This is a genomic window from Rhizobium sp. C104, assembly GCF_022354505.1.
GTDB lineage: Bacteria > Pseudomonadota > Alphaproteobacteria > Rhizobiales > Rhizobiaceae > Rhizobium > Rhizobium redzepovicii.
This window is the reverse complement of record NZ_CP092348.1, coordinates 4,327,293-4,349,840: the sequence shown is the minus strand read 5'-3', so window position 1 is coordinate 4,349,840 and position 22,548 is coordinate 4,327,293. Positions and strand designations below refer to the sequence as shown.

Annotated in this window: 18 protein-coding genes and 1 pseudogene; 10 read left to right on the top strand and 9 right to left on the bottom strand. The window is 62.8% G+C overall.

Annotated elements, in window-relative coordinates:
* Positions 1-138 precede the first annotated feature (138 nt).
* Complete coding sequence (locus MF410_RS22450) at positions 139-1,182, top strand: porin (protein ID WP_097628746.1); 1,044 nt, start codon at positions 139-141, stop codon at positions 1,180-1,182.
* Positions 1,183-1,542: 360 nt separating this feature from the next.
* Positions 1,543-2,055, top strand: coding sequence for a hypothetical protein (locus tag MF410_RS22445; RefSeq protein ID WP_097628745.1), 513 nt, complete (start codon positions 1,543-1,545; stop codon positions 2,053-2,055).
* A gap of 63 nt (positions 2,056-2,118) precedes the next feature.
* Here the strand turns inward: MF410_RS22445 and MF410_RS22440 are convergent, their stop codons facing one another.
* On the bottom strand, positions 2,119-2,844 hold the full coding sequence (locus MF410_RS22440; protein ID WP_097628797.1) for a hypothetical protein: 726 nt from the start codon (positions 2,842-2,844) through the stop codon (positions 2,119-2,121).
* Between the two features lie 218 nt (positions 2,845-3,062).
* On the opposite strand from MF410_RS22440, the gene MF410_RS22435 reads away from it, so the two are divergent.
* Positions 3,063-3,575 carry an MgtC/SapB family protein gene (locus MF410_RS22435; RefSeq protein WP_097628744.1) on the top strand — a complete coding sequence of 171 codons (513 nt, stop codon included), beginning with the start codon at positions 3,063-3,065 and terminating at the stop codon, positions 3,573-3,575.
* 54 nt (positions 3,576-3,629) lie between these two features.
* Here MF410_RS22435 and MF410_RS22430 read toward each other — a convergent pair whose 3' ends face one another.
* Positions 3,630-3,806 (bottom strand): hypothetical protein, encoded by a 177-nt coding sequence (locus tag MF410_RS22430; RefSeq protein WP_165503904.1) that lies wholly within the window; start codon positions 3,804-3,806, stop codon positions 3,630-3,632.
* Between the two features lie 63 nt (positions 3,807-3,869).
* Complete coding sequence (locus MF410_RS22425) at positions 3,870-4,100, bottom strand: hypothetical protein (RefSeq protein ID WP_097628743.1); 231 nt, start codon at positions 4,098-4,100, stop codon at positions 3,870-3,872.
* 336 nt (positions 4,101-4,436) lie between these two features.
* Between MF410_RS22425 and MF410_RS22420 the strand changes: the two genes are divergently transcribed.
* Entirely contained in the window at positions 4,437-5,528 is a 1,092-nt protein-coding gene (locus tag MF410_RS22420) for a DUF475 domain-containing protein (protein WP_239620072.1), read from the top strand.
* A 123-nt stretch (positions 5,529-5,651) separates the two neighbouring features.
* Here the strand turns inward: MF410_RS22420 and MF410_RS22415 are convergent, their stop codons facing one another.
* From MF410_RS22415 to MF410_RS22390, 6 genes and pseudogenes are all read right to left on the bottom strand, one after another.
* Positions 5,652-5,822, bottom strand: a complete 171-nt coding sequence (locus MF410_RS22415) for a hypothetical protein (RefSeq protein ID WP_097628741.1) — start codon at positions 5,820-5,822, stop codon at positions 5,652-5,654.
* 150 nt (positions 5,823-5,972) lie between these two features.
* A complete protein-coding gene (locus MF410_RS22410; RefSeq protein ID WP_003585833.1) occupies positions 5,973-7,490 on the bottom strand; it encodes a tripartite tricarboxylate transporter permease in 1,518 nt (505 codons plus the stop codon).
* A gap of 88 nt (positions 7,491-7,578) precedes the next feature.
* Entirely contained in the window at positions 7,579-8,070 is a 492-nt protein-coding gene (locus MF410_RS22405) for a tripartite tricarboxylate transporter TctB family protein (protein WP_012558939.1), read from the bottom strand.
* Positions 8,067-9,011, bottom strand: a complete 945-nt coding sequence (locus tag MF410_RS22400) for a tripartite tricarboxylate transporter substrate binding protein (RefSeq protein ID WP_097628740.1) — start codon at positions 9,009-9,011, stop codon at positions 8,067-8,069. Before MF410_RS22400 ends, MF410_RS22405 begins: the two co-directional genes overlap by 4 nt.
* Before the next feature lie 285 nt (positions 9,012-9,296).
* Positions 9,297-10,343 (bottom strand): ABC transporter substrate-binding protein, encoded by a 1,047-nt coding sequence (locus MF410_RS22395; RefSeq protein ID WP_097628739.1) that lies wholly within the window; start codon positions 10,341-10,343, stop codon positions 9,297-9,299.
* A gap of 64 nt (positions 10,344-10,407) precedes the next feature.
* Positions 10,408-11,276 (bottom strand): annotated as a pseudogene (locus tag MF410_RS22390) (ornithine carbamoyltransferase).
* 418 nt (positions 11,277-11,694) lie between these two features.
* Between MF410_RS22390 and MF410_RS22385 the strand changes: the two are divergent.
* From MF410_RS22385 to MF410_RS22360, 6 genes are all read left to right on the top strand, one after another.
* Complete coding sequence (locus tag MF410_RS22385; RefSeq protein ID WP_097628737.1) at positions 11,695-13,563, top strand: adenylate/guanylate cyclase domain-containing protein; 1,869 nt, start codon at positions 11,695-11,697, stop codon at positions 13,561-13,563.
* 94 nt (positions 13,564-13,657) lie between these two features.
* Entirely contained in the window at positions 13,658-14,335 is a 678-nt protein-coding gene (locus tag MF410_RS22380; protein ID WP_054184216.1) for a response regulator transcription factor, read from the top strand.
* On the top strand, positions 14,332-15,714 hold the full coding sequence (locus tag MF410_RS22375) for a sensor histidine kinase (protein ID WP_097628736.1): 1,383 nt from the start codon (positions 14,332-14,334) through the stop codon (positions 15,712-15,714). Before MF410_RS22380 ends, MF410_RS22375 begins: the two co-directional genes overlap by 4 nt.
* A 98-nt stretch (positions 15,715-15,812) precedes the next feature.
* The gene (locus tag MF410_RS22370; protein ID WP_097628735.1) at positions 15,813-19,139 is read left to right on the top strand and encodes a transglutaminase family protein; all 3,327 of its coding nucleotides are present in this window, start codon (positions 15,813-15,815) and stop codon (positions 19,137-19,139) included.
* A 30-nt stretch (positions 19,140-19,169) separates the two neighbouring features.
* The gene (locus MF410_RS22365; protein ID WP_097628734.1) at positions 19,170-21,587 is read left to right on the top strand and encodes a circularly permuted type 2 ATP-grasp protein; all 2,418 of its coding nucleotides are present in this window, start codon (positions 19,170-19,172) and stop codon (positions 21,585-21,587) included.
* Between the two features lie 5 nt (positions 21,588-21,592).
* Positions 21,593-22,471, top strand: coding sequence for a transglutaminase family protein (locus MF410_RS22360; RefSeq protein WP_097628796.1), 879 nt, complete (start codon positions 21,593-21,595; stop codon positions 22,469-22,471).
* The last annotated feature ends 77 nt before the right edge of the window (positions 22,472-22,548 follow it).

Sequence of the window (22,548 nt, the reverse complement as noted above, 5' to 3'; positions counted from 1 at the left end):
AGCATCCCCTATGTAAGTTCCGCGGCGAGGCAGGCGCCAAGCCAAAAGGCGCCGCTTCGCTCACACGGGGTGAAGATCCGTAGGGACTGCCGATGGCAACGGTCTTCATCCTCTTGCATCTGAACTGGAGGTTATTCCATGAACATCAAGAGCCTTCTTCTCGGCTCCGCTGCTGCTCTCGCAGCAGTATCCGGCGCCCAGGCTGCTGACGCTATCGTTGCTGCCGAGCCGGAACCGGTTGAATATGTTCGCGTCTGCGACGCTTACGGCACCGGCTATTTCTACATCCCGGGCACCGAAACCTGCCTCAAGATCAACGGCTATATCCGTTTCCAGGTTGACGTCGCTCCGAACGCCAGCTCGATCGGCGCCAGCGGCGGCGGTTCTGTCGCCAACGACTCGGATTGGGACGCCCGTACGCGCGGCCAGGTTCAGTTCACCGCCAAGAGCGACACCGAATACGGTCCGCTGACCGGCGTCATCGTCATGCAGTTCAATGCTGACAACGCCTCTGCCCAGAAGGCTCAGCTCGACTCCGCTTACCTCGACATCGCCGGCTTCCGCGCTGGTCTGTTCTACAGCTGGTGGGACGACGGCCTCTCCGGCGAAACCGACGACATCGGCTCGCCGGTCACGCTGCATAACTCCATCCGTTATCAGTACGAAACCGACGCCTTCTACGCCGGCATCAGCGTCGACGAGCTGGAAGACAGCCCGTTCTACAACGGCGAAACCGCAAACAACGTCGGCGTTGCCGTCGGTCTCGGCGGCAAGGCCGGTGCCTTCAGCTACCAGATCACTGCCGGTTACGACACCGACAACGAAGAAGGCGCCATCCGGGCCATGGGTACGGTTGCTGTCGGCCCGGGCACGCTCGGCCTCGCAGTTGTCTACGCAACGAACCCGAACGCCTATTACAACAAGGCTGAATGGGCAATCGCTGCCGAATACGCCATCAAGGCGACTGACAAGCTGAAGATCACCCCGGCTGTTCAGTACTACGACAACTACGGTGTCACTGCCGGCGAGTTCAACGACGACGTCAGCGCCTGGAAGGCCGGCGTAACGATCGACTACCAGATCGTCGACAACCTCGCAGCCAAGGTCTCGGTTCAGTACCTCGATCCGGACAATGCTGCTGACGTAACCTCGGGCTACTTCCGCCTGCAGCGCGCGTTCTAATAAAAGGGCTGCTGGCGACTTGCTACGGCGCTGTGTGCCGGCAGCTACAAATTCCTGATCCGACTGACCTCCGATCGGGAAAGAATGGGCCTGGACTTCCCTGCCTCAGGCCCATTCCCCTTGACCAGAATGTGTCCAAGACGGCAGGCGCTCTATCAGCGCCTTGCCACCGCCATGCCGCATCTGTTCGTTGTCGATGCTCCGCATCCCAACCCATCGCCGACCCTTGTGACCGCTTCCCGAGCCAGCCCGGCCGCCGATGGAAACTTTCCGCCTCGGGGAACAACAGAACCAAATTTCGGACACAGAGCCGTGCCATGGCCGAACCGAGGATGAGGTGGTGATTCGCCTCGCCAGCACATGGGGTTTGAGATCGAAATGAAATTATCCGCGCCTGTTGCCGCCGCAATTTTTTCCGCCGCCCTCGCCTTGCCGGCCGCTGCAGCGCCAGCGTCTCCTGCCGAGACGTTTCCAGGCGCGCCCGGCGTCATCACGCTCTCCGGCAAATGCGCCAAGCTTGTCGTCGCCAAGTTCGACGCCACCAAGGGCTGCAAGAACGAACTCGCCAGCGTCACGCTGGTCAATGGCCTGGTGACCTTCATCTTCACGTCGGACGGCAAGGCGCTCGGCTTTCAGGGCGATGGCAGCGGCATCAAGCCCGCTTCCAACGGCAATGCCCGCCTGCCGCTCAGCCTCGTCACCACAGGCGTCGGCAATAAGATGACCGGGGAGGTTAAGGTCGCTGGCTTCTGCACCTTCGGCAATCCCTATGCCGGCAAGCCGATTGCGATCGAATGTACGGCCGAAAGCAAGGATTCCTCGTTTACCGGCAGCTTCCGCACCGGCGGCAAGCTGGTGAAAAAGGGAAAGTAGAGCAATCCCGGCAAAAGGGCGCAGCGGTTTAGCGTCCGGGATTGTGTGAAAATGTTCTAGCCGTCAGGCGCACCACGCACCGCCGGCAGCGCCTGGCTTGCGCGCCAGCCCTTCATTGATCAGCTGCGCGCCGAACGAGCGCCCGTCGCGCGAGACAACACGCGGCGCTCCGGATGGCTCAGCCTTGCCCGCAGCATTTATGGTGAAGGGACCGGCGTTCAGAAGGGCCAGCAGCCGAGACTTTGCGGCAAAGGCCACCCTACGTTCGCCGTCACATCGCGCCTGGTAGACGACCGGGCTTGCCATATCGGCGATCACGATCTTCTCCCCCTTGTACCAGAAGACGCCGCCATCGCCGACGCAGTTGATATGGGCGCCTTGCCCGCAATAACCAAAAGCGATTGTCCCGGTTTCCGGATTGGCGGGGGTAAGTGGAGACGGCACCGCCTTGCCCGGCTGGACGGCTGGCGTCGGGATGGTCGCCGGCGGCAGCAGCTGCGATTGCGGCGCCGGCGGTACGGCTTTCGGCGTGGGTGTGGCAAGCGCCACCTGCTTCGGCGGCACGTCCTTCCTGGCGGCAGGTCTACGCTCCGCCGTTTCGCGCGCCACCGGCGCCGATTGCCGGGCAAACATCGGCTGGATGCTCCTCCAATGGTCATGGGCGACGATGCCGCCGATCGCGGCAATGCCGATCACCGCCCAGGGCAGCAATCCGCCACCGCTGCTGCGCGCTTTGCTCTTTCCTCTCGCCGGCGCCTTGCGGCGGCCGCGTGTCGCTGTCTTGGCCATCTGTCCGAATCCCGTGAGGCCGGGATTATCGCCGCCCAATCCTTTCTGAAAGGTTGGCGCCGCGGCACGACGATGCCGGGTTCGCCGATCTTTCATGCGAATACCAGCCGGCTTGGGAGAAGCGCTGCGTGGAATCCACGCGAATGAGTGAAAAAAGCCGAACAAATCTAGCGCTCAGACGTTAGCCAGCGAAAAATTCATCCGTTGTAGGAAAATCCATGGATCTGATCATCGCCGACATGATACCGGCGTCGCGTATCCACTATCCCATCATCTTTGCCCGCCTGCTCGGTGCCATCGTCTTCGGCGGGTTGATAGGCTTCGAGCGTGAGGCACGCGACCGCCCGGCAGGCTTCCGCACCCATATTCTGATCAGTCTTGCCGCTGCCCTCTTCGCCATCATTTCGATCGAGGCGGTGCACATGCCGGGGTTTGCCGATGACGAGCAGGTGCGGATCGACCCGCTGCGCGTCATCGAAGCCGTGACCGCCGGCGTCGCCTTCCTTGCCGCCGGCATGATCGTCTTTGCCAGGGGCCGGGTGCACGGGCTGACGACGGGGGCCGGCATGTGGCTTTCCGGCGCGATCGGCCTTGCCATGGGTTTCGGATATTGGCCGATCGCCTTCTTCACGACGTTGGCTGCCATTTGCGTGCTCTTCGCCTTCGGCAAGCTCGAACACCGATTCGGCTACAATTCCGCCCGGCGCGCCGATCGGGACAAAGAGCAGTAGAAAACGAAACGCCCGGCATATGCCGGGCGTATATCATTGCGCCTGTCTGTTTCGTCATTCGGAGCGTGCGGCCGGAGCATCGCTTGTCCCAACCGGCGCCGGGCCGCCGGAGGCGGTAAGCGGCTTCTGGCGTTTGCCGATATCAATGCGCTCTTCCGCCGCCTCGCGCACGGCCTGCCATTCGTTTTCGTGCCTGATAAAAATCTCGCGGGGCACAAAGTTGATCGTCATATTGTTTCTCACCCTGTTTCAATTCTGCGGTAAGCCGCGCCAAGCAGGCTTGCGCAATGCCGGTTATTTCTTGCTTTCTGCATTACCCTTGATGTCGGGACCACCCTTGGAAAGATCCGCACCGGTAACGTGGGCTGGCACGTGAATGTCGTGGTAGACGCCCGGGGTCAGAGTCAGGTCGACATGATGCGGCGGCAGCACCTGCGCCTTCTGCATGCGGTTCGGCTTCGCCCGCTTCATGCGGTCGGACGCCTCCGTGCGTTTGTCGGGAACATGGGTCGAAGTGTGCATCATCGGCCTCCTTTTTAAGCTCAACCAGTGTCTAACGAGCAGGCACCGGGATGGTTCCAAAAAACACTTCGTCTCCGTGCGGCCGCCGGCCTTGACTGCCTCGCGAAGTTGATTACCTATGGCCTGTCCCCAGCCTTCCAGACATCGGCTGCGGGTAATTTTGGTGCCGGGCCCCTCTGGCGAGAGTTTTTACGGCGCTCTCGTGATGTCGGTACCGCCTGCAGCTTAGCCGGCGGATTTTTCATCGATGAACAAGATCACCATGCCTTATCCGCATGCCCGTTGTGGCATGCCGCGCTCCTCCCTCTCCACCATGATTTGCGGCCGCGAGGTGCGGCCATGAACCAGCCCGCGACCCACCACTCCTCGCTCAGCTATTTCCGCTGGGCCTTCATCGTCACTGCCCTCGGCCTACTTCTCGGCGCCGTGCTCGGCTGGCAGACGACAGGCACGATCGGCGGCATGGCGACCGTCTTCTTCATCTGCACCGTGCTTGCGGTCCTTGAGATCTCGCTCTCATTTGACAATGCCATCGTCAACGCCAACAAGCTGAAGGAGATGACACCGGCCTGGCAGAAGCGATTCCTCACCTGGGGCATCATCATCGCCGTCTTCGGCATGCGCATTGTCTTTCCGCTGGCGATCGTTGCGATCGCGGCACGGATCGGCCCCTGGGATGCGCTTGTGCTTGCGGCCCGTGAGCCGGAAGAATATGCCCGCATCATGAATGACGCGCATCTGCCGATCGCAGCCTTCGGCGGCACCTTCCTGATGATGGTCGGCCTCAGCTACTTCTTCGACCACGAGAAGAAAATCCATTGGTTCCGAGGCCTGGAAAAAGTGATGGCGCGCTCAGCCACCATCAGGGGCATCGAGATCGCTTTCGTTCTGGCGCTGATGCTGGTTTTCTCCTGGCTGATCGGCGGCGAGCAGGCGAGCGTCTTTGTCCATTGCGCCATCTACGGGCTGCTCACATTCCTGGCGGTCGAGGTGGTGGGTGAACTGCTCGATGCCTCGCAACAGACGATGAGTGCTGCCGTCAAGGGCGGCCTCGGCGCCTTCATCTACCTCGAGGTGCTGGATGCCAGCTTCTCCTTCGACGGCGTCATCGGCGCCTTTGCATTGACGCAGAACCTCTTCGTCATTGCGATCGGCCTCGGTATCGGCGCCATGTATGTGCGCTCGATGACGATCATGCTGGTGGAGAAGGGGACACTTGCCGAATACCGCTATCTCGAGCACGGCGCCTTCTACGCCATCCTGATCCTCTCGGTAATCATGTATGCGCAGACCCTGGTGCACATCCCCGAGGTTATCACCGGGCTCGGCGGCGCGACGCTGATCGGTCTGTCGCTCTGGTCTTCCATTCGCCACAACAGGCGCGAGCGGGTGGAGGATCATGCCAACCGGCAGAAAGAGCTTCACGCCTGACGATTGCAATGCATTTAGAAACAGAGTCGCAGCGCTTGGCGTTGCGGCCTTCCCTTTGGACAAAAATAAAGCCCGCGACCAATCGGTTGCGGGCTAATTCATTCATGCATCGCTTCCAGCTTGTTAGCGGGAAACATGACCGAAGGAGACCGGGTTGATGCCGAGTTCCCTCAGGTCGCTGGCACGCGGCCGGCGGCCGGCTTCAACGGCGGCGCTGACAGCATTTGCGGCGCCAAGCACTGCAAATGCGCGACCGAAGAAACCTGTGCGGACTGAATTGCGGATGGCGGACATTGTCCATTTCCTCTTGTTTTGATTGACCCCTTATAGATGATATCGCGCAGGTCGCCCCACAATGCTCAGAAAATCACCGCAGCCATGCAAAAACAGAAGGCCGGCGCATGTTTCCATGGCCAGCCTTGAGGGAGGGGTAATGTCGTCTTTTTAGTCTTCGTTTGCAGCCAGCTGCGACAGCACCTGGCCGCGACCGCGAATCCGCAGGATCAGCGGGATGAGAAAGGCGGCCGCCGCAACGATCAGCAGTCCGGCGGCGATCGGCGACATCACCAGCGTCGTGACGTCGCCTTGGCTGATCGCCAGCGCACGGCGCAGCTGCTGCTCGGCCAGCGGCCCGAGGATCAGGCCGACGACGGCAGGCGCAATCGGATAGCCGAAGAGCCGCATGAGATAGCCGAGCAAGCCGAAGGCGAGCAGCATGCCGAGTTCGAACACCGACGGATTGGCGCCGATCGTCCCAAGTGTCGCAAACAGCAGGATGCCCGCGTAAAGCCAAGGCTTCGGAATCGTCAGCAGCTTTACCCAGAGCCCGATCATCGGCAGGTTCAAGACCAGCAGCATCGCATTGGCGATGAGCAGGCTGGCAATCAGCCCCCAGACGAGCTGCGGATTGGTGGCAAACAGCAGCGGCCCCGGCTGCAAGCCGTATTGCTGGAAGCCGGCAAGCATGATGGCCGCGGTTGCCGTCGTCGGCAGGCCGAGGGTCAGAAGCGGCACCAGCGTGCCAGCGGCCGACGCGTTGTTGGCAGCCTCTGGACCGGCCACGCCTTCGATCGCGCCATGGCCGAACTCCTCCGGGTTCTTCGCCAGCCGCTTTTCGGTGGCATAGGAGAGGAAAGTGCCGATTTCAGCGCCGCCCGCCGGCATCGCGCCGATCGGAAAGCCGATCAAGGTGCCGCGCAGCCAGGGCTTCCAGGACCGCGCCCAGTCCTCAGCCGTCATCCACAACGAACCCTTGACCGCCTCGACCTTCTCGGCGATGCGGTTGCCCTGCGCGGCGATATAAAGCGTCTCGCCGATCGCAAACATCGCCACCGCAAGCGTCGTCACCTCGACACCGTCGAGCAGGTCGGGAATGCCGAAGGAAAGCCGCGCCTGCCCCGTCTGCTGGTCGATGCCGACCATGGCGAGCGCGAAGCCGATGAACAGCGCCGTCAAACCCCTAAGGGCTGAATCGCCGAAGGCCGAGGAGACGGTGACGAAGGCAAGCACCATCAGCGCGAAATATTCGCGCGGCCCGAAGACCAGCGCCAGCTTGACAATATAAGGAGCAATGAAGGCGAGCCCCAGCGTCGCAATCAGGCCGGCGACGAAGGAGCCGATCGCCGCTGTCGCCAGCGCCGGTCCGCCGCGCCCGGCGCGCGCCATCTTGTTGCCCTCGAGCGCCGTGACGATCGAGGCGCTTTCACCCGGCGTGTTGAGCAGGATCGAGGTCGTCGAGCCGCCATACATGCCACCATAATAGATGCCGGCGAACATGATCAGCGAGCCGCCGGGATCGAGCTTGTAGGTGACGGGCAACAGCAGCGCCACGGTGAGTGCCGGGCCGATGCCGGGCAGCACGCCGACGGCGGTGCCGAGCGTCACGCCGACCAGCGCATAAACCAGGTTCATCGGCTGCATCGCAACCAGGATACCCTGCCATAGGAATTCGAATGTGCTCATCTTGGTGTCCCAAGCAGCGTTCCCGACCATGTAATTTCGAGGTCAGGCGCCGCGTAAAATCAAAAGAGCTGACAGCGCGTCCGCGCGATCAGAAGAACAGATGTTCGAGCGGGCCGGCCGGCAGCGTCAACTGCAGCAGCTGCGAGAAAATCGCCCAGACGACGAAGCTGAGGACGATGCCAAGCGGCAGCGAGAACCAGAGCTTGCGTTTGCCGAAACCGCGAGCCGTCAGTGCGAAGAGGATGCCGGTGGCAATCGAGAAACCGGCGACACGCAGCAGCAGCATCTGGCCGGCAAGACCAGCGACGATCCAGATGACGGGCGCCACTTCCTGCCGGTCGCGCTCCGGAAACTCGCCGCGCCAGGCTTCGGCGACGGTCCAGACCCCGAGACAGAAGAGGCCGAACGCCACCACTTGAGGCACCGTCGCCGGGCCGATGCGGTCGTATTGCGCGATCGTCTTCAGATGCGAGGCATCCCAGGCCATTACGCCGGCGACGACGAAGAGGAAAACGGCAATGATGAACGCCGCCCAATCAGGGCGGCGTGTGGTTGCCGAGGAGGTGTTATCCTCGCTCATTGAACAAGTCCGATATCTTTGAGAATGCCTTCGGTGGCGGAGACATCCTTTTCGAGCTGCGCCTTGAAGGCGTCGCCTGACAGATAGGTGTCGGCCCAGCCCTTGGTCTTCAGAGTTTCCTGCCAAGTGGCCGAGCTATGCAGCTTCTCGAAATCGGCGGTGACGCCTGCCACCTGCTCTGCCGACAAGCCCGGGGCTGCGGCAACCATGCGCCAGTTCTGGATGGTGACGTCGGTGCCGGCTTCCTTCAGCGTCGGGGCATCGACGCCGTCGATGCGCTTGTCGCTGGAGACGGCGAGAAGACGGAGCGTGCCGGATTTCACCTGCGATTCGAACTCGCTGTAGCTCGAGACGCCGGCTGTGACCTGGCCGCCGAGAATGGCGGCGAGCGCTTCACCGCCGCCGGAGAAGGCAACGTAGTTGATCTTCGTCGGATCGACGCCGGAAGCCTTGGCGATCAGGCCGACCGTGATGTGGTCGGTGCCGCCGGCCGAACCGCCGCCCCAGGAAACCGCGCCCGGATCCTTCTTCAGCGCCGCAACCAGATCGGCCATCGTCTTGATCTCGGAAGAGGCAGGAACGACGACGGCTTCATATTCACCGGTCAGACGCGCGATCGGCGTGACGTCCTTGAGCGTCACCGGCGACTTGTTGGTGAGGATCGCGCCGACCATGACATAGCCGCCGACGATCAGCGAATTCGGATTGCCGGCAGCCTGGCTGCTGAACTGTGCCAGACCGATGGTGCCACCGGCGCCCGGAACATTCTGGACCTGCACGTTGCCGGCGATCTTCTCCTGCTGCAGCGCCGTCTGCAGCGAACGGGCCGTCTGGTCCCAGCCGCCGCCGGGCGCAGCCGGCGCGATGATGGTGTAGTCGGCCGCATAGGCCGGCAGCGCGATGGTCGCGGCAAGAAGGGTTGCGATGAATGTGTGCTTCACGATGTGTCCTCCGTGGGCGGCTGAGCAAACCGCCTGTTATTCTTTAGGAATCGGGAGGAACGGCTGGCCAGCGGACGCAAGCGTCCTGAATGACGAGCAGAATACCTCCCAAGGCTTCAGCTCTCCGCCTCCACGGAGAAGAAGTAGCCAAAGCCACCACAACAAGCTGTCATTTAGCTGACATCGGTGAGATATCCAGGAGAAGGGGCCACTTTTTTGCCGTAATTGCCGGGCGCCGGTCTAAACTGGGGTCCTCTGTGTGGAGCGGCCGACCCCTGAAACGCTTCACTGCGCCCGCAACACCTCGTTCCAGTGTGCGATCAGCCGCGCCCGTTTCACCTGGTCGAGATAGACCATCAGCCCGGGGCTGACCGGCACCGGCCGCAGTTGGGCGCCGAGCAGTTCCTGCAGCGTATTGGCGGTATTTTCGCCAGCCACCTCGGGGCTGACGGCTGGGATCTGCAGCTCGCGCGCCATGATCGTCTGCCCTTCCCTCGACATGAAGAAGGTGAGATAGCGCCGGCCGAGCTCCGGCTCGGCCGCCGCCTGCGGCACCAGCCCGATCCGCGACATTACCACGGTATAGTCCTTCGGCAGTACGATGCCGACATCCGGATAGCGCGAGGCCCAGTCGGCCGCGTAGGAGCCGAGAATATTGTAGCCGAGCACGAAGCGCCCGTCGGCAACACGCTCCAGGATCGCCGAACTCGTCGAATAGAGCTTGACGCCGGCAGCCCCCATCGCTCCGATCACCGACCAGATATCGCCGAACTGCTCCTGGTCACGCGCCATGAACAGAAAACCGACGCCGGAGCGCTCGATATCGTAGGTGCCGATCCGCCCATAGACCTCGTTGCCCTTGCGGGTCAGGTAACCGACGAATTCCGCCCGCGAGCTCGGCACCGGCTCATGCACAAAACTCGGCTTGTGATAGACGAACACCGCCGGCTCGAAGGTCAGCGCATAGGCGGTGTTGCGCCAGTTCGCCCATTTCGGCCATGCAGCACTCATCGGCAGGTTGCTGACCTGCGCATATCCGTCATTGGACAGCTTCACCTGCAAGTCCATCGCCGAGGAAAAGGCAAAGTCCGCCGTCTTCTTGCCGGCATCCGTCTCACGGACGATCCGGTCGTAGATATCGCCGGTCAGCATGTCCTCGTATTTGACCGCGACGTCGGGATTGGCTTCCTGGAAACCCCGGATCATCGGCTGCGCCAACGGCTCGTCGAGCGAGGAATAAACCGTCAATACCGGCGCATCCGCATTGCCGGATTTCGCCGCATAGAAAGCCTGATCGGCCAGCGCAAAGCCCGGCCAGAACGCCAGCAGCAAGATGAAAACTCTCCTCATGCCGCAACAATGCCTCAGCATGCCGAGGGGAGCAAGGGCGGTGGAGCTAGGCGACGACCCATTCCATCAGCGCATTTTGTGCGTGCAGCAGGAAGGCCTTGGCGGCGCGACTTTGGCAAAGCGAATGCTCCATCGCCTCCGCCGTCACCTCCTGGCCGCGTGTCACCGGTGGACACGGCAGGAAGATCGCATCCTCTGGCAAGCGGTCGAGAATATCGGTCCCGATCCGGTAGCCGGCGAGCGCCTCCGAGACGGAATCCCCGGCCATGAATCGGTGATGACGACGCCTGCATCCGATAGCTCGCCCATATCGGTGCTCGCGCGAAACCGCTCGTTGAGCAGGGCCGCATCACTTATGTGCCAGCGTTCGGGATAGACCTGCACCACCTTGATCGGCAATGCGATCGACGCCTCGACCCAGGAGCGGAGGATATTTGCGTCCGCCGCCACGCCAACGACCTTCAACCCGTCGATCGAGCCGCGCCGGCTCATAATATAGGCAAGATCACCGAGCGTCTCGCAAGGATGGTTGGAGCGTGTGCGTGCATTGATGACAGGCACCGGCGCGGCTATCGCCACCGCCTTCAATGTATTAAGCTCCTTCGTGCGGATCACCAGCATGTCGAACCAGTTGCCGAGATAACCCGCAAGATCGCCGGTTTCCTCCCTGGTATTGAAGCCGATCGGCACATGCACGCAGATACCGCCCATCGCCTGGACGCCGAGATCGAAGGCACTCGTATTGCGCCAGCCGCCGTCGTCGACAATCAGCGCGACGCGTTTTCCCGTAAGGCTCTGCGGCATTGCACGCTCATCCCAGGCTTCGGCGAGCTTGCCCGCGCGAGCGACAATCGATCGAAGCCCGGCCTCCGGAATATCATGAAACTCCAGAAAATGCCGGGCCGAACCTGTCATTCAAAATCTCCGTCGCGCACAAACGCCGCCCACAATAGCCGGCGCCGGTCTCGCAGCAACCGCGAATCACATTGTCGACGGTGTTGCATACCCTGGCCATCTTCCTCCCGGCCGTGCACATGGTTCACGCCTCCAAACCGATCAAGGGCCACTCGATCGAATACCGACCCCGAAGCATCGTCCAAAGCACATCACTCCGCTTTCTCCGATCATGATCGCCATTTCACCACAAAGGATTAGCGTCGAACGCCATCCTTCACCCATTCAGAGTATTGATGAAGATCGGCGACGCTATATGGTCGCGCTGCCGTGTCAAACCGTCGAAACCGCCCGAATTTTGTTATTCGTGGGACGACTTTACGCGACAAAAACTCTATAAAAAGCTAGGACTATTCTGGGAAGATCCATGGGAGGGGTCATGGAACGACGACTGAGCGCTATTCTCGCTGCGGATGTCGTTGGCTATAGCCGACTGATGGGCATTGATGAGGCCGGCACGCTGCAGGCGCTGAACCGCCACCGCTGCGAACTGGTCGACATTCGGATTTCGGACTACAAGGGCCGGATCGTCAAACTTACCGGCGACGGCATCCTTGCCGAATTCCAGAGCGTTGTGAATGCCGTCGCCTGTGCTGCCGAAATCCAGCGCAGCATGGCGGCCCGCAACGAGAACGTGCCCAAGGACGAACGCGTCGAATTTCGTATCGGCATCAATCTCGGTGATGTCGTGGTCGAGGACGGCGATATCTTCGGAGACGGCGTCAATCTTGCCGCCAGGCTTGAGCGTATCGCAGCGCCGGGCGGCATCGCCGTCTCGGCCTCGGTACGCGATCAGGTCGGCGCGCGCCTCAATCTCGGCTTCGAGTTCATCGGCGAGCATATGCTCAAGAACATCCGGCAGCCGGTTCAGGTCTATACCGTCACCCTGGCGCCGCCCTCCTCGGCGAAATTGGTCGCGCAGAACCGCAATACCTGCTTCATCGCCGTGCTGCCCTTTACCAATATGAGCGGCGATGCCGACCAGGACTATTTCTCCGACGGCATCACCGAAGACATCATCACCGATCTCTCCAAGATCTCCAGCCTGCACGTGGTGCCGCGCAATACCATCTTCACCTACAAGGGCATATCGGTGAAGGTGAAACGGCTCGCCCAGGAACTTGGCGTGCGCTACGTGCTCGAGGGAAGTGTGCGCATTTTCGGCAATCGCGTTCGCATTTCCGGCCAGCTGATCGACACCGCCAATGGCGATCACCTCTGGGCCGAACGTTACGACCGCGACCTGACCGACATCTTCGCCATCCAGGATGAGATCACCCATGCGATCGTCGGCCAGTTGAAGGTGCGTCTGCTGCCGGAGGAGAAGAAGGCGATCGCCAATGAGCCGACCGCCAATGTCGAGGCCTATACTTATTATCTCCGCGGCCGCCAGCTCTCCCACACCTGGACCAAATCCTATCTCCAGCTCGCAAGGCGGATGTTCTGCAAGGCGGTCGAGCTCGACCCGGATTATGCCCGCGCCTATGCCGGCATCGCCGATTGTGACGCGGCGATCCGCGACTGGGCTCCTGACGACGTGCCGCTGCGGCGCATCCTCGAGATGAGCGCCCGCGCGCTGGCACTTGATCCCGACCTTCCCGAGGCCCATGCCTCTCACGGTCTGGCCCTGCATCAGAGCGGCTTTGATGACAGAGCGGCGGCGGCCTTCGAACGTGCCCTGGCGCTCGACCCGAACCTGTTCGAGGCGAATTTCCATTATGCCCGGTTCTTCTTCATGCACGGCAACTTTGCCGAATCGGTTCAATATTTCACCCGCGCCGCCGCGATCCGCCCTGACGACTACGTCTCGCCGATCCATCTGATGTCGGCCTACCGATCGCTCGGCCGTGTGTTGGATACGGAAAACTGGGCGCGTCTCGGTCTGCTGCGCGCCGAACGCGCGCTGAACCTCAATCCGGAAAATTCCGGCCCGGCCCATCGCGGCGCGCTGGCGCTTGCGCATATGGGCGATACCAAGAGAGCGCGCGACTGGGCCGCCCGCGCCATCGCCATCGATCCCGACGACATCGTCGCGCAGTATAATCTCGCCTGCGTCTATTCCGTCCTCGGCGATGTCGACCAGGCGATCGATCTCCTTGAGAGGCTGCTGCCGCACAGCTCCGTCTACCATATCAAATGGTTCAACAATGATTCCGATCTCGACAACATCCGCGACGATCCCCGCTTCCGGAGACTGCTGGCCGCCGCAATGATGCAGCGCGAACGGATCGAAAGGACCGGGAGCTGAAATCGGCTTTCCCACGGCCGTTCACCAATCTTCAAAATCGCTGTGACATCGCTCCCTCACCTCTGTAATCTCCCTTGAAAAACAGGGGACATCCGTGCGCATCCTGCTTACCGAAGACAATATCGCGCTGGCCGACGGCCTGTCGGCGATCTTGCGCGGCACGGGCCATGCCGTCGATGTCGTCCATGACGGCGCATCCGCCAATGCGGTCATCGCCGCGGAAAATTTCGATCTTGTCATTCTCGACCTCAACCTGCCCGAGATGGACGGGCTCGACGTGTTGCGTGCCATGCGCGCCCGGCAGAACCAGGCGGCCGTCCTTATCCTGACCGCGCGCGGCACGCCGGAAGAACGGGTGAAGGGCCTCGATCTCGGCGCCGACGACTATCTGATCAAACCTTTCGACATAGCTGAATTCGAGGCCCGCGTGCGCGTGCTTCTGCGCCGCCAGGCGGGCCTGCGCTCGGCGACCGTCAGTTTTGGCGGCATCTCCTTCGATCTCAATTCCCGCGCTTTTTCGGCCGGCGCCACACCGCTCGATATTCCCGCCCGCGAGCTCGGGCTGCTCGAAATTCTTTTCATGCGGGCCGGCAAGGTCGTCGCCAAGGAGGCGATCATTCAGTCGTTGACGGCCTTCGACGACGACATTTCCTCGAACGCCATCGAGCAATATGTCAGCCGCCTGAGGAAACGTCTCTCGCCGCACGGCCTGACGGTCAAGACCGCCCGCGGCATCGGCTATTATCTCGACAAGCTCCCTGAGGCCTCATGAGATCAGCCTATTCCCTCAGGCGCCGGCTGCTCTTCTGGCTGCTCGTCTCCACGGCCGTCATCGGCACGCTGGCGCTTGCCGATACCTATCGCGAGGCTGTGCAGACCTCGAACATCGTCTCCGACCGTGTTCTCGCCGGCTCGGCGCTGGCGATCGCCGAACGTGTCGTCGTTGCCGAGGACGGCTCGCTGCAGGTCGATATCCCCTATGTCGCGCTTGAAATGCTGACCTCGGCCGCGCAGGACCGCGTCTTCTACCGCGTCGACGGTCCGCCGGGCAAATTCATCACCGGCTACCAGTCGCTGCCGGTCCTGAAGAAAACGCCGGCCAATGCTGCCGCTTTCGCCGACGACACCTTCCGCGGCGAGCCGATCCGCGTCGCCACGCTCGAACGCTCCGCCTCGACAGGCATCCGCTCCGTGCCCTTCGTGGTGACGGTCGCCGAAACCACCATCGCTCGCCGGCAGCTGGCGCAAGCGATCCTCGTGCGCTCGGCACTGCGCCTCGCCTTCATGATCGCCGGTGCCGCCGTCATCGTCTGGATCTCGGTCACTGTGGCTCTGCGCCCGCTCTACAAACTCGGCGATGCCATCGGCGAACGCAGCCCCGATGACCTGCACCCGATCGAGCAGACCGTGCCGAGCGAGGTCGAGCCGCTGGTCGATACGGTGAACAGCTTCATGGTCCGCCTGCAATCGGCGCTCGATGCGCTGCGCCATTTCACCGGCAATGCCAGCCATCAGCTGCGCACGCCCCTGGCGATCATCCGCACTCAGCTCGCCCTTTCCGCCCGCGCCGGCTCGCTTACGGAGGCCCAGGCGGCAGCGCTCAAGGGGGATCAGGCCGTGGCGCATGCCGAACGCATCCTCGCGCAGCTTCTGCTGATGGCAAAGATCGACGCCGCTACCGCCAAGGAGGCGCTGACCGCCTCCGCCATCGATCTTGCCGCCATCGCCCAGGAAATCACCGGCGAGCAGATCCCGACGGCAGCCGTCGCCGGCATTGATCTCGGCTTCGAGGGCGAAAGCCCGGCAATGATCCGCGCCGAGCCGCTGCTGATCGGCGAAATGCTCCGCAACCTTGCCGGAAATGCCATCGCCTATGCCGGCAAAGGGGCGGAGGTCACCGTCCGCATCATCGCAGCCACGGAGACGATCCGCCTCGAAGTCGAGGACAACGGCCCCGGCATTCCCCGCAATAAACTGGAGGCAGTGCGCGGGCGTTTTTCGCGCGGCAATCAAACTGGTGCGCAAGGCACTGGCCTCGGCCTGCCGATCGTTGAGGAAATCGCCAATCTTTTCAACGCCGACCTGACGCTGGAGCCAGGCCTGAACGGAAAGGGTCTGAAGGCGGTCGTCACCTTTGCCAAGGCGGCTTAAAAGCCTTCGTCCCTCCTTGCTTTATTTCGCTGCATTGCACACACTGATTTCGGGAACAGCACGCCGCACGACGATGCGAGCCGGATAAAAAGAGAAATATGTCGATCAAAGCCAGTATCTATCATCGGACGCATTACACTTATGACAAGCCGGTCCGCCTCGGCCCCCAGATCATCCGGCTGAAACCTGCCTCGCATTCGAAGACGAGGGTGCTCAGCCACTCGCTGAAGGTCACGCCTTCAAACCACTTCGTGAACCTGCAGCAGGACCCCTACGGCAATTACCTCGCCCGCTACGTTTTCCCGGACCCGGTGACCGAGTTCAAGATCGAGGTCGATCTCGTCGCCGACATGACGGTCTATAATCCCTTCGACTTCTTCGTCGAGGAAGAGGCGACCAAATGGCCCTTCGGCTATCCGGAAACGATCCAAGAAGATCTGTCGATCTATATGACGCCGGAACCGGCCGGCCCGCGGCTGAAGGCGCTGCTGCCGACGCTCGACTGGTCGCCCGGACAGCCGACGGTCGATATGATCGTCGGGTTGAATGCCCGCCTGCAGCGGCAGATCGGCTATGTCATCCGCATGGAAACCGGCGTGCAGACGCCAGAGGAAACCCTGGAAAGTGCCAAGGGCTCCTGCCGCGACACCAGCTGGCTGCTCGTCCAGATCCTTCGTCATCTCGGCCTGGCCGCCCGCTTCGTCTCCGGCTATCTCATCCAGCTGACGCCAGATCTGAAGGCGCTCGACGGCCCCTCCGGCACCGAAGTCGATTTCACCGACCTGCATGCCTGGGCCGAGGTCTATCTGCCCGGCGCCGGCTGGGTCGGCCTCGATCCGACCTCCGGCCTGTTGACCGGCGAAAGCCACATCCCGCTTGCCGCCACCCCGCATTACCGCAATGCCGCTCCGATCTCCGGCGGTTATTTCGGCGAGGCCGAAACCGAATTCGCCTTCGACATGAAGGTGTCGCGCGTCGCCGAACATCCGCGCATCACCAAGCCTTTCTCCGACGAAAGCTGGGAGGGGCTCAACGAACTCGGCGAGACGGTCGACCGTGTCCTCGAGGCCGAGGACGTGCACCTGACGATGGGCGGCGAGCCGACCTTTGTTTCGATCGATGATTTCCAGTCCGAAGAATGGAACACCGCCGCCGTTGGCCCGACCAAGCGCGAAAAGGCCGACAGCCTGATCCGCAGGCTGCAGGAACGCTTCGCCCCCGGCGGCTTCCTGCATTACGGCCAGGGCAAATGGTATCCGGGCGAAAGCCTGCCGCGCTGGACATTCTCGCTCTACTGGCGTCGCGACGGCAAGCCGGTCTGGCAGAACCTCGATCTGGTCGCGGCCGAAGGCAAGGATACCGGCGTTACCGCCGAGGATGCCGAGAAGCTGCTGACGGCAATCGCAAGAGAACTGGCGATCAAGCCCGACATGGTGCAGCCGGCCTACGAGGATCCAGCCGACTGGATCATCAAGGAAGGCAATCTTCCCGAAAACGTCGATCCGGCGAATTCGAAGCTGAAGGATCCCGAAGAGCGTAACCGCATCGCCCGGGTCTTTGCCCGCGGCCTTACCGTCGCCACAGGTTACGTCCTCCCGGTTCAGGCATGGAACGCCAAGGCGGCCGAAAGCCGCGTCTGGATCAGCGAGAAATGGCGCAGCCGCCGCGGCCGGATCTTCCTCGTCCCGGGCGACAGCCCGATCGGTTACCGCCTACCGCTCGGCACCCTGCCTTATGTTCCCCCGGCACGTTATCCCTATATCCACCCTGCCGATCCGACGATCCCGCGCGGACCGCTGCCCGATGTCTTCGTGCCGGCTGGCCGCGCCATGCCGGAAGCCTCCTTCCAGGCTGGCGAGAGCAATCGCGGCCGGATCGAACAGACGCTCGGTGAGATCGGCGGCGCCGTGCGCACCGCCATGTCGGTCGAGCCGCGCGACGGCAGGCTCTGCGTCTTCATGCCACCGGTCGAGCGCATCGAGGATTATCTGGAGTTGATCGCCGCGGCCGAAAACGCCGCGGCCGAACTTAAGCTTCCCGTTCATATCGAAGGCTACCCGCCGCCGCCGGACGAGCGTATCAACGTCATCCGCGTCGCTCCGGATCCCGGCGTCATCGAGGTCAACATTCATCCGGCCTCGAATTGGAAGGAATGCGTCGACATCACCACGGCGGTCTATGAGGAGGCGCGGGCCACCCGGCTCGGCGCTGACAAGTTCATGATCGACGGCCGTCATACCGGCACCGGCGGCGGCAACCATGTCGTCGTCGGCAGCGCCAATCCGAACAACAGCCCGTTCCTCCGCCGTCCCGACCTCTTGAAGAGCGTCGTCCTCCACTGGCAGCGCCACCCTTCGCTGTCCTACCTCTTCTCCGGCATGTTCATCGGCCCGACCAGCCAGGCGCCGCGCATCGACGAGGCCCGTCACGACAGCTTGTACGAGCTGGAGATCGCCATGGCGCAGATCGCTGCCCCCGGTCGCGGCCAGCAGCCGCTTCCCTGGCTGGTCGACCGGCTGTTCCGCAACCTTTTGACCGATGTCACCGGCAACACCCACCGCGCCGAGATCTGCATCGACAAGCTGTTTTCGCCCGACGGCCCGACCGGAAGGCTCGGCCTCATCGAGTTCCGCGGCTTCGAGATGCCGCCGAACGCTCGCATGTCGCTTGCCCAGCAGTTGCTGGTGCGCGCGCTGATCGCCCGCTTCTGGATCAACCCGGTCGACGGCAAGTTCGTCCGCTGGGGCACGACCCTGCACGACCGCTTCATGCTGCCGCACTTCGTCTGGGCCGATTTCCTCGACGTGCTTGCCGACCTTCGCGAAAACGGCTTCGACGTCAGCCCGGAATGGTTCAAGGCCCAGCTCGAATTCCGCTTCCCCTTCTGCGGCGAAGTCGAATACGAGGGCTCGAAACTGGAACTGCGCCAGGCACTGGAGCCTTGGCACGTCATGGGCGAAGAAGGCGCGCCGGGCGGCACCGTCCGCTACGTCGACTCGTCCGTCGAGCGACTTCAAGTGCGGCTCGAAACCAGCAATACGGCGCGCTATACCGTCACCTGCAACGGCCGCACGCTGCCGCTGACGCCGACCGGCACGGCGGGCGTGTCGGTCGCCGGCGTCCGTTACAAGGCCTGGCAGCCGGCCTCCGGTCTGCATCCTGTGCTGCCGATCAACACGCCTTTGACTTTTGACATTTATGATACATGGTCGGAGCGTTCGATCGGCGGCTGCATCTATCATGTTGCCCATCCGGGCGGCCGGACCTATGACACCTTCCCGGTCAACGGCAACGAGGCGGAAGCAAGGCGGCTCGCCCGCTTCGAGCCGTGGGGACATACGGCGGGCGGTTATATCCCGCGCGCCGAGACGGGCTCGCTGGAATTCCCGCTGACGCTGGATCTGCGGCGGCCCGCTGGAATTTGATGCCGGGGTTGGGGGATAGCTTGGGTTTTGATGGGTAAGAGGCCGGCAATAGAGCGCAGGGAAGAGACAGAGGACCGCACCGGCAAACGTGCGGCCTTTGACTATGCGCCGCTTCCCGGCACCGCCGACGAGATGGTTGACAACAAAGGCAGGGTCCGCCCGGTCTGGCAGCATTTCCTCTCGCATCTGAGCGCAATGCCGGAAAAGGATCTTGCCGAGCGATTTGCTCGCGCCGACCGCTACCTCAGAGACGCCGGTGTCTTCTACCGTGCCTATGGCAGCAAGGGCACCGGCGAACGCGCCTGGCCGATCTCCCATATCCCGGTACTGATCGACGAGCGAGAATGGCAGACGCTGTCGGCCGGCCTCGTCCAGCGCGCCGACCTGCTGGAGGCGATCGTCGCCGACATCTACGGCGACAACCGGCTGGTGGAGGAAGGCGTCCTGCCGCCGGCGCTGATGGCCGCCAATCCCGAATTCCAACGTCCGCTTGCCGGCATCCGGCCGGCCTCCGGTCATTATCTGCACTTCTGCGCCTTCGAGATCGGCCGCGGGCCGGATGGCAATTGGTGGGTGCTGGCCGACAGGACGCAGGCGCCATCAGGCGCCGGCTTCGCGCTGGAAAGCCGCGTCGCGACCACCCGTGCCTTCTCGGATATCTATGCCGAAACCCCGGTCCACCGCCTCGCCTCGTTCTTCGGCGCCTTCCGCGATGCGCTGCAGGGAATGAAACATTCCGGCGACGACCGCATCGCCGTGCTGACGCCCGGCCCCGCCAACGAGACCTATTACGAACACGCCTATATCGCCCGCTATCTCGGCTTCATGCTGCTCGAGGGTGAGGATCTCACCGTCGTCAAGGGCCGCGTCATGGTGCGCACCGTCGCCGGCCTGAAGCCGATCGGCGTGCTCTGGCGCCGTCTCGATTCGGCCTTTGCCGACCCGCTCGAGCTGAACCAGAATTCGCATATCGGCACGCCCGGCCTCGTCGAAGCGCTGCGCGCCGAAAGCGTCACCATCGTCAATGCGCTCGGTACCGGCGTTCTCGAGACAAGGGCGCTGCTGGCCTTCATGCCGACCATCTGTCGCCGTCTGCTGGGGCAGGATCTGCAGCTGCCCTCGATCGCCACCTGGTGGTGCGGCCAGGAGGAAGAGCGCGAGCACGTCGCCAAGAATATCGAGAAGATGGTGATCGGCCCGGCCTATTCCCGCGCCCCCTTCTTCGACGATGACGGCGAATCCGTGCTCGGATCGTCGCTGCGGGCGACCGCCAAGGATTCCATCACCGACTGGCTGAGTTCGGACGGCCCGAAACTGGTGGGACAGGAGGTGGTGACGCTCTCGACGACGCCCGCCTGGGTGGACGGCAAGCTGGTGCCGCGGCCGATGTCGCTGCGCGTCTTCGCCGCCCGCACGGCGAACGGCTGGCAGATCATGCCCGGCGGCTTTGCCCGGATCGGCTCCGGCGCCGATGTCGCGGCGATCGCCATGCAGTCGGGCGGAGCGGCCGCCGACGTCTGGATCGTCAGCGACAAGCCGGTCGAGCGCCACACGCTGCTCCCGGCCGAAGGCAGTTTCACCCGCAACATGCCGGGCAGCCTGCCGAGCCGGGCGGCCGACAATCTGTTCTGGCTCGGCCGCTACATCGAGCGCGCCGAAGGGGCGCTGCGCATCCTGCGCGCCTGGCATGCGCGTTACGCCGAAGCTGCCGATCCGAGCCAGCCGCTGCTCGCCGACGTCTCCGCCTATCTCTCAGCCGTCGATATCGACACCGCCGAACCCGTGCCGGAAACGCTGCTGCGCAACATCGACAGCGCCGTTTATTCGGCCAGCAATATTCGCGACCGTTTTTCGCCGGATGGCTGGCTGGCGCTCAACGATCTCGCCAAGACCGCCCGCCGCTTCCATGTCACCGTCGCAGCCGGCGACGACGCCAGCCACGCGATGACGATCCTTCTGCGCAAGCTTGCGGGCTTTGCCGGCCTTGTGCACGAGAACATGTACCGTTTCATGGGCTGGCGCTTCCTCTCGCTCGGCCGCTATATCGAGCGCGGCCTGCACATGACCCGGCTGCTCGGCCACATGTCCGGCCCGGAAGCGCCCGACGGCGCGCTCGACATGCTGCTCGAAATCGGCGACAGCGTCATGACCCACCGCCGCCGCTACAACGTCAACACGGCGCGGCTGACCGTCACCGACCTGCTGGCGCTCGATCCCCTCAACCCCCGCTCGGTCCTCTTCCAGGTCAACGAGATCCACCACGAGGTCGAGCAACTGCCGAACGCCTTGATCAACGGCCAGATGTCGCCCTTCTACCGTGAGGCGATGCGGCTTCATTCGGGCCTGGCGGTGATGACGCCGGAGGGCATGGGGCCAGAGGTCTATCAGCGGCTCGAACGCGAATTGGAGCAGCTTTCCGATCTGCTCGCTCAAACCTATCTCGGGTGACGGCGATGCTTTACGATCTTTCGCTGCGCATGGGTTACAGCTACGACGTGCCGGCCTCCGGCGCTCGCCACATCATGCGCCTGATGCCGCTGTCGCTGACCAACAGGCAGCGCCTGGTCGCCGGCTCGATCACAATTTCGCCGACGCCGGACGAGCAGTCGCATTTCGTCGATTTCTTCGATCATCCCGCCACCGCCTTCATGCTGCGAGCGCCGCACGAGACGCTCGACATTCGCATGCAGGCCCGCGTGCAGGTGGAAAGCCAGCCGATCGCCGCCGATTTTTCGCCGCTGCTGGCCGACTTGCCGGACGAACTGTCAGGCGTCTGGTCGCTGGCGGCGGATTCGCCGCACCACTTTCTCGGCGAAAGCCCGCGCCTGACCCAGGCGCGCGAGATCAGCGACTTTGCCCGAAGCTGCGCCATGCCCGATCTGACGGCGATGCAAATCGCCTACGCGATCTGTGCCCGCATCCACAAGGATTTCACCTACGACGCCGACGCGACGACAGTCGACACGACGCCGCTTGAGGCATTTAGGTTGAAGCGCGGCGTCTGCCAGGATTTCACCCACATCATGATCCTGGGGCTGCGAAGCCTCGGCATTCCGGCCGGCTATGTCTCGGGTTTCCTGCGCACCATCCCGCCGCCCGGCAAGGAACGCCTCGAAGGGGCGGATGCCATGCATGCCTGGGTCAGGATCTGGTGCGGCCAGACGATCGGCTGGATCGAACTCGACCCGACCAACAACATCCCCGCCGGCACCGACCACATCGTCGTCGCCTATGGCCGCGACTATTCCGACGTCGTTCCCGTCATCGGCGTGTTGAAGAGTTATGGCGGCCAGCGCGCCGTCCAGGCCGTCGACGTCATCCCGCTGAAATAATCCCAAAACTGGAAAAATCCGCCGATTTATTAGAATTTTATTGAGGTGGTAAGTCAGGCGTAAAGAAGCAGTGTGCG